The organism is Streptomyces sp. NPDC127038 (assembly GCF_042725875.1).
Classification (GTDB): domain Bacteria; phylum Actinomycetota; class Actinomycetes; order Streptomycetales; family Streptomycetaceae; genus Streptomyces.
On record NZ_JBHXDQ010000034.1, the window covers coordinates 48293 to 57513 of the forward strand.

Sequence of the window (9221 nt, forward strand, 5' to 3'; positions counted from 1 at the left end):
GCCGAACACAGCTTTCGGGGCTTCTGATTCTGCTGGCGGGACCGTCCCCCATGTCAAAGGGTCCTGCGCGAAGGGGAATTCTGTGTCTTCTGCGTTCTCTGTCCTGTCCGCGCGAGGGCGAGGGGCAGCCCGTCTCGCCGCAGCGGCCTTGGTGTGGGGGCTCGCCGCCGCGGGGACGCTCTCCGCGGCCGGCACGGCCGCCGCCGACGAGATCCCGCAGAGCCAGGGCGGAGCGACCGCCACCATCGGAGACCTGAAGACGTACGGTTCGGCGATCATCCACGATCACGGCGAGGACTCCTGGGTCTCGGCCGGCCTGTTCGAGATGACGGTCGAGGACGGCGGCATGCTCCAGACCTACTGCATCGACCTCCACAACCCGACCCAGCGGGACGCCAGATACCAGGAGACCTCCTGGAGCGGCACGTCGCTGAGCGGCAACAAGGACGCGGGCAAGATCCGCTGGATCCTGGAGAACTCCTATCCGCAGGTGAACGACCTGGCGGCGCTGGCGGAGAAGGCCGGGGTCTCCGGTCTCACCGAGCAGGACGCGGCCGCCGGCACCCAGGTGGCGATCTGGCGGTACTCGGACGGCGCCCACGTGGACGCCGCCGACCCGCGGGCCGAGAAACTCGCGGACTACCTCCAGAAGAACGCCCGGAACCTCGCCGAGCCCGAGGCCTCGCTCACGCTGACCCCGGCCGCGGTGTCCGGCCGCCCCGGTGAGCGGCTCGGCCCGGTCACGGTGCACACCAACGCGGGCAGCGTGACGGTGACCCCGCCCACCGACATCGCCGCCGGGGGTGTGAAGGTCGTCGACAAGGACGGCAGGCCGGTCACCTCCGCGACGAACGGCAGCCGCCTCTACTTCGACGTGCCGGAGAAGGGCGCCGACGGTTCCACGGCCCTGACCGTGCAGGCCTCCACGACCGTGCCGGTCGGCCGCGCGTTCACCTCGGACACCCACAGCCAGACGCAGATCCTCGCCGGCTCCAGCGAGTCCACCGTCTCCGCCACCGCGACCGCGGACTGGGCGGCGAAGGGCGCGATACCCGCGCTGTCCTCCCGGAAGGACTGCGCCAAGGGCGGCGTCGACATCACGGCCGCCAACAAGGGCGACCAGGCGTTCACGTTCGAGCTGATGGGCGTCGAGCACACCGTCGCGGCGGGCATATCCGAGACGCTCACGATCCCGCTCCAGGAAGACCAGGCCTACGACTTCACCATCGGCAGCACGGACGGTGGCGCGGACGGTCTCGGCAAGCGGTTCAAGGGCGTGCTGGACTGCAAGACCCAGGGCGGCGCGAGCGGCCTCTCGGCGCAGACGCTCAGCGAGCCGAGCCCGGCGTCCGTGGGAGGCTCCGCCGGGGGCACCGACCTCGCGGAGACCGGCGGCTCCGGAATGACCCCGGTCATCGCGGGCGCGGCCATCGGCCTCGTCGTGATCGGCGGCGCCGTGGTGGTCCTCCTCGGCAGGAAGCAGACACCGCCGCGGGTCTGACGGCAGCGCACCGGGCCGGCCTCCGGCCCGGGCAGTGAAAAGCCGCCCCGACGAAGAGAGTTGACGGGGCGGCGGCGGTCACGGCGGGGCTAGGGGCGGGTGCTCCGGACGCGGACGACGGCGAACGCGGCAGCGAGCAGGCCGAGGGCGCCGACGATCAGACCCGCGGTGCCCAGGGCGCGGGCGGTGGAGTCACTGCTCTTGGCGCTCGCGGCCGGCTTCCCTGCGGACGAGGACGACGAGGACGAGTCGGAGCCGGAGGCACCCGTGGCGGCCGGGGCGGGCTCGTCTCCCGCGCCCTTGGCGGTGAGGGCGAGCGCCGGGGCCGGGCTCTCCGGCTCCGCCTGGCCCTTCTGCGGCTGCTCGATCCAGCGGACCACGTTGCCGTCCGAGTAGGTCTGGAGGGTCTTGAAGGTCAGCTGGTCGACGTCGTCCGGGAGCTGGCCGAAGGCGACCTGGAAGTCCTGGAACTCGCCGTGGCGGATCCGGCCGCCGGTCCAGGTGATCTCGGAGACGGCGTCGGTGATCGTGCCGTCGTCCGTCTTGACGGGCTTCTTCAGCTTCACGGTGGTCGCCTTCGCGGTCCAGCCGGCCTGCGGGGTGACCAGGACGCCCAGAAGGGGGTGATCGGTCGGCAGGAAGATCTGCACCTTGGTGGTGCTGGCGGTGTCCTCCTCGTTGGGGACACGGAAGCTCAGGAGACCGTCCGTGGCTCCCTTGGCATAGCTCTCGGGGTGGACCGTCACATGCGCGGAGGCCGCGCCCGCGGCGGTCAGGACGCCCGCGGTGACGAGGGCGGCGACGGTGCCGGTGCGGCGCAGGGTGGTGCTGATCGAGGACATCCGGGGAACTCCGAACTGAGGGGGAACAGGGTCAGGGCGCGGTGGCGAGCCCTGCCGGTGGTCCCCGGCGCGAGACGGCGTGACGCAGCAGCGCCGTGCGGGGCGGCCACGCACCGGCCGGTGTGCGGGTGACGGCGTTCCCGTACGCCTGTGCCGGACGCGCGCCCGTCCTCGTCGTCCACCAGGCCGCGAGGCCCGGTACGAACGACACGGCCCGGCGCAGCAGGGTCCACAGGGCCGCCTCGCCGCGCCGCAGCCACCAGGTCGCCACCAGGGCGGCGGCGACGTGCGCGGCCGTGGCGTGGGGGGTCAGGGCGTGGGCGGACGGCTGCGCCATGGGCATCCCGTGCATCCCGGGCATGCCGTGCATGGTCATCGCCATGCGTGGCGCGGCGGCCTCGAAGCCGAGGTGGAGTCCCGCCTGGGCGACGAGCATCGCGCCGCCGATGCCGTACAGGGACCGTTCGCGGCCGCCCAGTACGCAGCCGGCGGCGAACACGGCGAGGAGGCCCGCGCCCTCGGCCCGGAGCGGCGGTGCCTGTCCGGTGGCGAGCAGGTGCCCGCCGGCGGCCAGCAGCACGCACAGTACGGCGAACACCGCGGCGCGCAGACTCCGTACCGCTGGCGACGCATTCATGGTGCCCAGATACTCCCATGGGAAAGGAGTGACCGTGCGGCTTCCCCCTGCGGTCCGCGTCACGGTCCGTGCGGGTCCGCCCGCCGGGGCTCGGGTAGGGTCCGGATCAGTCTGGAAAGGACCCGAGATGCGTCTTCGCTGTGCCGTGCTCGACGACTTTCAGGGCGTCGCGACGACGATCGCCGACTGGTCGCCCGTCGCCGACGTGGTGGAAGTCACCTGTTTCGAAAGGCACTTCGGCGACGAGGACGCGCTGGCCGCCGCGCTGGCGGACTTCGACATCGTCGTCACACTGCGCGAACGCGTGGCCTTCCCCGCGTCCCTGCTCGCCCGGCTGCCCCGGCTGAGACTGCTGATCGCCTCCGGGATGCGCAACAGCGTGATCGACTACGCGGCGGCCGAGGCGCACGGGGTGACCGTGTGCGGTACGCCGAGTTCCTCGACTCCCCCGGTCGAGCTGACCTGGGCCCTGCTGCTCGGTCTCGCACGGGGGATCGTCACGGAGAACGACGCCCTGCGGGCGGGCGGGCCCTGGCAGAGCACCGTCGGCGCCGATCTGCACGGCCGACGGCTCGGCCTGCTGGGGCTCGGCAAGATCGGCGGCAAGGTGGCCCAGGTGGGTCTCGCGTTCGGGATGCGGGTCGGCGCCTGGAGCCAGAACCTCACGGCGGAACGGGCGCGGGAGGTGGGAGTGGAGCTCGCGCCCTCCAAGGAGGAGCTGCTGGCGGAGAGCGACTTCGTCTCCGTCCATCTCGCGCTCGGCGAGCGCACCCGGGGGCTCGTGGGCGCCGCCGAACTGGCCCTCCTCAAGCCGACCGCCTTCCTCGTCAACACCTCACGCTCGGCGATCGTCGACCAGGACGCCCTGCTGGCCGCGCTGCACGCGGGGCGGATCGCCGGGGCGGGCGTCGACGTGTTCGACATCGAGCCGCTGCCGGCCGGCCATCCGATGCGCTCGGCCCCGCGACTGCTGGCCACCCCTCACCTCGGCTATGTGTCGCGCTCCAACTACGAGACGTACTACGGGGCGGCCGTCGAGAACATCCGGGCGTTCCTGGCGGGCACGCCGGTGCGCCGCCTCGGCTGAACCGCCCGCCACCGCGCCTCCGCCCACTCCTCGTCCTCCGGCTCACCCACCCGCCCGGCGCCGCCCGACCCCGCCCAGGCCGGGTCGGGCCGGACGAACGGCCGCTCTTCCGGCCCCTGTTCGAAGAGTGATCCCCTGACGAGTGCCCGTGACCAGGTGTGGACGGACGCGTTGAAGGGGACGTGCGGTCGCGTCCGAGCCATCGCACTCATCGACTCTTAAGGAGAACGTGATGTCTCGCATCGCGAAGGCCGCAGCAGTCGTCGTGGGCACGGGCGCCGTGGCCCTCAGCGGCGCAGGTATGGCCATGGCCGACGCCGGCGCCCAGGGTGGGGCCGTCGGCTCGCCCGGTGTCCTGTCGGGCAACGTCATCCAGGCGCCCGTCAACATTCCGGTCAACGTGTGCGGCAACACGATCGACGTCGTCGGACTGCTGAACCCGGCCTTCGGCAACACCTGCGTGAACGGTGGCGGTCACCTCAAGGAGATGCACCACCCGCACGCCCCGCACAGCACCCACGGCGCGCACGGCTACGGCAGCTGAGCGCAGCACGCGCGAGGCCCCGGCGGGAAGTCACCGCCGGGGCCTCGTCGTGTCCGCGAGGGGCGGCCGTGTCCACCGGCGGACACGGACAGACCGGCAAACGGACACGGCCGGACGTGCCGGTGGATGCGCTAGACGTACCGGTAGATGTGGCTGTGGTCCTCCATCGACTCCGGTGTCACGCCCCACGGCGGCATCTTCTCGCGGCGGGCCACGATGCGCCGGTACTGGGAGTCGCGCGGTCCCGGGGGTCGCTCGGGCAGATAGCGGGCGCCCTGGTGGCGCTTCTGCCAGCGGGTCCACTGGAGGTCGACGAAGGCGTGGTGCAGCCAGAACGCGGGGTCGTTGACGGAGGCGCCGCCCAGCATGTGGCCGCCGACCCAGCGGTGGACGCGGTTGTGGTTCTCCCAGGTGGCGTTGCCCGTCCCGTGCCCCCAGCCCTCCAGCCGGTTCCGGAAACCGCGGGTGACCGTCGAGTCGTAGGGGGCCGTGTCGTAGACGGGGTCGGCCAGGGCGGTGTCCAGGGCGGCCCGGGTGGGCAGTTGGATCGGCTTGCCCGGGCGGCCGAACTCCCGCATCAGGAAGGCCCCGTCGGTCACTCCCTCCTTGATCGTCCACTTGCCCTGGGCGTAGGCGAAGGGGCCGGTCATGACCTGGCGGTCGGAACGGCGCCCGTTGCCGCCGAGCAGGTCCTTGGTCCATGGCGCCGAGGTCTGCGTACGGTCCCGCGTCCAGTCCCAGTAGGGAACGCTCACGCCGGGGTCCACGCGTTGCAGGGCCTGCTCCAGGTCCAGCAGGAAGCAGCGGTGCCAGGGCAGGAACGAGGGCGCCATATGGGCGGCGCGCAGGCCGCCGTCGCCGTCGGAGACGTAGTAGTCGATGTGCCGGCGGACGAACTCGTCGTACTCCCCCCGGCGCTTCACCTCCAGCATCGCGGTGACGAAACGGCGCCGCTCCGCGCTCGTGAGGGTGCCGGCGTTCTTACGCGTGTACACCATGGTGGTGGCCGCCCCCCTCCATGCCGCTCGCCCCCGCGCCGGGCCTCCGGCCCTCGCCCGCACCGCCGTTCATGGCCCCCATGCTCCTGAGGTGCTCGGCGGGGCCGAGTTGGTCGACGGCCGCGCGTGCCGCGGCGAGCGGGGTCGGGTACGACTCGTAGTGGTCCACCATGCTGAGGTAGCTGCCGTCCGCGCGGCGCATCAGATGCAGCGGCCGGCCGTCGACCGTGACCTGCCAGTCCCCTCCGGCGTACGCGGCCCGGCCGTCGCCGCCGTTCCTCGTGCCGAGGATGTGCCGGCCGCGGTACATCTCGTCGAAGGACAGGTCGCGGGAGTGGCGGCGCGGCGGCCGTGAGGCCGCGACGACGGGGGCCAGCGCCACGCCGACGGCCGATACGAGCAGTCCCCGCATCGCGCCGCGGCGGGTCAGCGCCAGCCCGCCCGCCATCCGTTCCCCTCCGCGGCCGCGCGCCGGGGCGGCGGGCCCCCGGACCCGTCCGCGCCTCGGTGCTCTGCCCGGCATCCAGCTGGTGAACATGCTTCTCTCCTCGACGAGTTCAGGCTGTTTCGGTCGGTTTCGGGAGGACCGGTCGACGGCGGCGGGCCACGACCGGCCCGCGACGGCAGGGGTGGCGGCAGCGGCGGCACCGGACGGACCGGCGGCAGCGGGCCCGGACGGGCCGGACGGCAGCGGCGGCGGGCCCGGGCCGGACTCCCGGGTGTCCGCGCCGCCGTACGCGACCGCCCGTCCGCGGCAGGCGACCGGGCTACGAGCCGGACCCCATCTCCAGGTTCGCCACCGGCACGGTCTCCAGCAGCGGGGTGAGCACGGCGGCCTGAGGGACCTTCAGCCCGGGCAGGCCGAGACGGTGGGGGTCCGGAGCGCCGAGCGGGCTGTCCAGGGACACGCCGGGAGTCAGCGCCCGCAGACCGGCGGCCGGCGCGGAGAGTCCGAGGTGGTCGGCGCCGTCGCCGAGGAGGTCGGGGAGCGGCGTACGGATGTCCGCGCCGGGCAGCCCGCCGCTGAGCGGCACCTGGGGAACGGCCCGCTCGGGGAGCATCCGGCCCTCGACGTACCGCGGTCCGTCCAGCCGGCCCGGCAGGGGCAGCGGCAGTTCACCCGCGATGCTGGGCGTCTTCAGGCCGAGGGACTGCTCGACACCGTTCAGCGGCACCGCGATCGGTACCGTGTCGGCCGCGGTGGCGGGGGCCGCGGCGGCGGCACCGACCGCCGCCGCCACGCCGGTCATGACGGCGGCGAGGGTTCCTCGTGTGCTCTGCTTCATCTCGGGTACGGTCCCTTTCGGTTTCGGGGTTCGGGGTCCGTACCACGTAACGATTCCGGGAACGTCATCAGCTCAAGATTCCCCCGACGGGCACATTTGTCGTCCGATAGGCCGATTCAGCTCGTCCAGAAATCCCACCAGCGCGTGAGGATCAGCATTCCGACGACGCCGATGTGCAGCGTCGGGAGAACCCAGGTGAACTCCGCGAAGAATGCCTTCAGCCATTCCGGTGCTGGCAGGAAATTGTTCCGTACGTTGAAGGAGGTGACGTACCAGAACATGATGATCGTGGCGACCCAGGCCAGACAGCACCACAGACACAGCGCGTTGATCCGGTAGAACGACTGGAACTGGAGCCAGCTGACGAATCCGACGCCGAACAGCGTGCCCGCGTCGAACGTCAGCCAGTACCACCGGGGAAATCCCGCACCGGTCAGCAGACTCACGCCGACACAGATCACCACGCTGTACGCGACCAGACCGAGCATCGGGTTGGGGAAGCCGAACGCCGACGCCTGGGCGCTCTTCATCACGCTGCCGCAGGAGACCACCGGGTTCAGGCTGCACCCCGGGACGAAGTTCGGGTTCTCCAGCAGCTTGAACTTGTCGATCGTGATGACCCACGCGGCCAGCAGCCCGGCGGCCCCGGTGATCACCATCAGCAGGGCGAAGGCGCGGCTGCTGCCGGCGGTGTGCCCGCGCGCGCCCCGGCCGCCGCCCGTCCCCCGTCCCGCGGCGGCCGTCATCAGCCGCGCAGGGTGCGCGCGGGCAGCAGCACGTGGGAGGCGCTGAGCAGGGTCCCCTCGTCGCCCGCGAAGGCCGTCAGGTCCTCGGCGGCGACGGGTTTGCCGGGCTGGGCCACGGGCCAGGCGCGGGTGGCGAACAGGAAGTAGGCGTAGCCGCGTTCCGCGACCGCCGCGAGCCACTCGGGCGGGGCGACGCACTGGGCGTTGAGGTGCGGCATGCTGACGACGGCCTGGCCGGCCTCGACGAGCAGGGTGAGCGGCAGTCCCGGCTGCCGGGATCCGTCGATGAGGGTGTCGCCCACGGGCAGTCCGTTGTCGATCAGCAGCTGCCGGATGGCGGCCGCGGATCCCTCGGGACCCCCGTCGCCGTCTCCCAGCGAGTAGGCGAGGAGATAGGGCATGTCGCCGTCGGGGGCTTCTCCGCTGAACGCCATGACGGCGAGCGTGCCGAGATCGGCGACCCGAAGAGGGCGCATTTCACTTGAGGTTGAGGTCACCGCGGAACCTTATCGATGCGCCCGTTCGGGTTCCGGTCCGAAATCACCCGACCGGGGGATGTCCGGGAGCGTGACCACACGAAAGAGGTACGCGGCTCGAACAGCGGGAAGGGCCGATTCCCGACCTCGGAATCGGCCCTTCCCGGCACGGCGTCCGTGCGGTGTCAGTGGTTGATGCAGGTGTTGCCGAAAGTCGGGTTCAGCAGGCCGATGACGTCGACGGTGTTGCCGCAGACATTGACCGGGACGTGGACGGGGACCTGGATGACGTTGCCCGACAGGACACCGGGGGAATTGACCGCCGCGCCCTCCGCGCCCGAGTCGGCGGCGGCACTTCCCGCGGCGGCACCCGCGGCCATTCCGGCGGTGACGAAAATAAGAGCGGCCTTCTTGGCGGTGTTCATTGTGATGCCTTTCATGGGGGATTTTCTGCAGAGCCTAGGGAAATGCTCGCGGGCATTGCGGAAAGACACGCGAGCAAGGGTTACGACTAACCCTGAAGGGGAAGACCGCCGAGGAGCTGGGCGGGAGCGGCGGTCGTGTTGAGCGTCTTCGTCGCGTCGTTCACGCCGCTGAGCGCGGAGCCCTTGCTCTCGGTGTCGAGGGCGTTCGACTGGTGCTGGAGGGGAAGGACGTCCTGCACGCTGAGGGAACGCTGGCTGGTGACGGTCTCCAGGGCGCCGTTGAGGCTGGAGGGCGCGACGCCGGAGGCTCCGGCGGCGAACGCGGGCCCGGCGACACCGGCGACGGCGAGGGAACCGGCGACCACGGCGGCGGCCTTGAGGGACTTCATCGTGTTCCTTTCTTCGGCGACCGGTGTCGCCGGAGGGAATTCCTCTGTGCGCTGCCTAACGAGCCCCGAACGCGACGGAAACTCCACGTGCGGACATTCCTCCGACCGCTCGCCGCGAAATCCTCCAACCGCTTGTCCGCGCGCCCCGGTTGAACATCCGGCAGGGAGATCCCTTCCCCTTCGGCAACGCGGACCGGCCGCCCTCCGTCTGGGGGGGGGGGGCGGCCGGGCGAGTGCGCGGCGGGGGGAGGCGGGGGGGGGGGGGGTTCCCGAACCCGGGGTGAGGCGGC

12 protein-coding genes are annotated in these 9221 nt (G+C 71.9%); 3 read left to right on the forward strand and 9 right to left on the reverse strand.

The window, feature by feature from the left end; genetic code table 11:
• Nucleotides 1-82 precede the first annotated feature (82 nt).
• Nucleotides 83-1501 (forward strand): Cys-Gln thioester bond-forming surface protein, encoded by a 1419-nt coding sequence (locus ACFWI4_RS23070; protein ID WP_387199211.1) that lies wholly within the window; start codon nt 83-85, stop codon nt 1499-1501.
• A gap of 89 nt (nt 1502-1590) precedes the next feature.
• Here the strand turns inward: ACFWI4_RS23070 and ACFWI4_RS23075 are convergent, their stop codons facing one another.
• Nucleotides 1591-2343 (reverse strand): YcnI family protein, encoded by a 753-nt coding sequence (locus tag ACFWI4_RS23075; protein ID WP_387199214.1) that lies wholly within the window; start codon nt 2341-2343, stop codon nt 1591-1593.
• Nucleotides 2344-2374: 31 nt separating this feature from the next.
• A complete protein-coding gene (locus ACFWI4_RS23080) occupies nt 2375-2980 on the reverse strand; it encodes a hypothetical protein (RefSeq protein WP_387199217.1) in 606 nt (201 codons plus the stop codon).
• A 127-nt stretch (nt 2981-3107) separates the two neighbouring features.
• Here ACFWI4_RS23080 and ACFWI4_RS23085 point away from each other — a divergent pair, with 127 nt between their 5' ends.
• Both ACFWI4_RS23085 and ACFWI4_RS23090 read left to right on the forward strand, forming a co-directional pair.
• On the forward strand, nt 3108-4067 hold the full coding sequence (locus tag ACFWI4_RS23085; protein WP_387199220.1) for a D-2-hydroxyacid dehydrogenase family protein: 960 nt from the start codon (nt 3108-3110) through the stop codon (nt 4065-4067).
• A gap of 232 nt (nt 4068-4299) precedes the next feature.
• Nucleotides 4300-4611 (forward strand): chaplin, encoded by a 312-nt coding sequence (locus tag ACFWI4_RS23090; RefSeq protein ID WP_387199223.1) that lies wholly within the window; start codon nt 4300-4302, stop codon nt 4609-4611.
• Nucleotides 4612-4742: 131 nt separating this feature from the next.
• Here ACFWI4_RS23090 and ACFWI4_RS23095 read toward each other — a convergent pair whose 3' ends face one another.
• The 7 genes from ACFWI4_RS23095 to ACFWI4_RS23125 all read right to left on the reverse strand — a co-directional run bounded on the left by ACFWI4_RS23095 (nt 4743) and on the right by ACFWI4_RS23125 (nt 8931).
• A complete protein-coding gene (locus ACFWI4_RS23095) occupies nt 4743-5609 on the reverse strand; it encodes a tyrosinase family protein (protein WP_385406752.1) in 867 nt (288 codons plus the stop codon).
• Nucleotides 5593-6132: a tyrosinase family oxidase copper chaperone gene (locus ACFWI4_RS23100; protein ID WP_387199317.1), complete on the reverse strand. Its 540-nt coding sequence runs from the start codon at nt 6130-6132 to the stop codon at nt 5593-5595. Before ACFWI4_RS23100 ends, ACFWI4_RS23095 begins: the two co-directional genes overlap by 17 nt.
• 244 nt (nt 6133-6376) lie before the next feature.
• A complete protein-coding gene (locus ACFWI4_RS23105; RefSeq protein ID WP_387199226.1) occupies nt 6377-6895 on the reverse strand; it encodes a hypothetical protein in 519 nt (172 codons plus the stop codon).
• A 116-nt stretch (nt 6896-7011) separates the two neighbouring features.
• The gene (locus ACFWI4_RS23110; protein WP_387199229.1) at nt 7012-7641 is read right to left on the reverse strand and encodes a vitamin K epoxide reductase family protein; all 630 of its coding nucleotides are present in this window, start codon (nt 7639-7641) and stop codon (nt 7012-7014) included.
• Nucleotides 7641-8138 carry a DUF5949 family protein gene (locus ACFWI4_RS23115; protein ID WP_385406763.1) on the reverse strand — a complete coding sequence of 166 codons (498 nt, stop codon included), beginning with the start codon at nt 8136-8138 and terminating at the stop codon, nt 7641-7643. Before ACFWI4_RS23115 ends, ACFWI4_RS23110 begins: the two co-directional genes overlap by 1 nt.
• A gap of 164 nt (nt 8139-8302) precedes the next feature.
• Complete coding sequence (locus ACFWI4_RS23120; RefSeq protein WP_387199320.1) at nt 8303-8542, reverse strand: chaplin; 240 nt, start codon at nt 8540-8542, stop codon at nt 8303-8305.
• Between the two features lie 86 nt (nt 8543-8628).
• The gene (locus ACFWI4_RS23125) at nt 8629-8931 is read right to left on the reverse strand and encodes a hypothetical protein (protein WP_387199233.1); all 303 of its coding nucleotides are present in this window, start codon (nt 8929-8931) and stop codon (nt 8629-8631) included.
• Between the last annotated feature and the right edge of the window lie 290 nt (nt 8932-9221).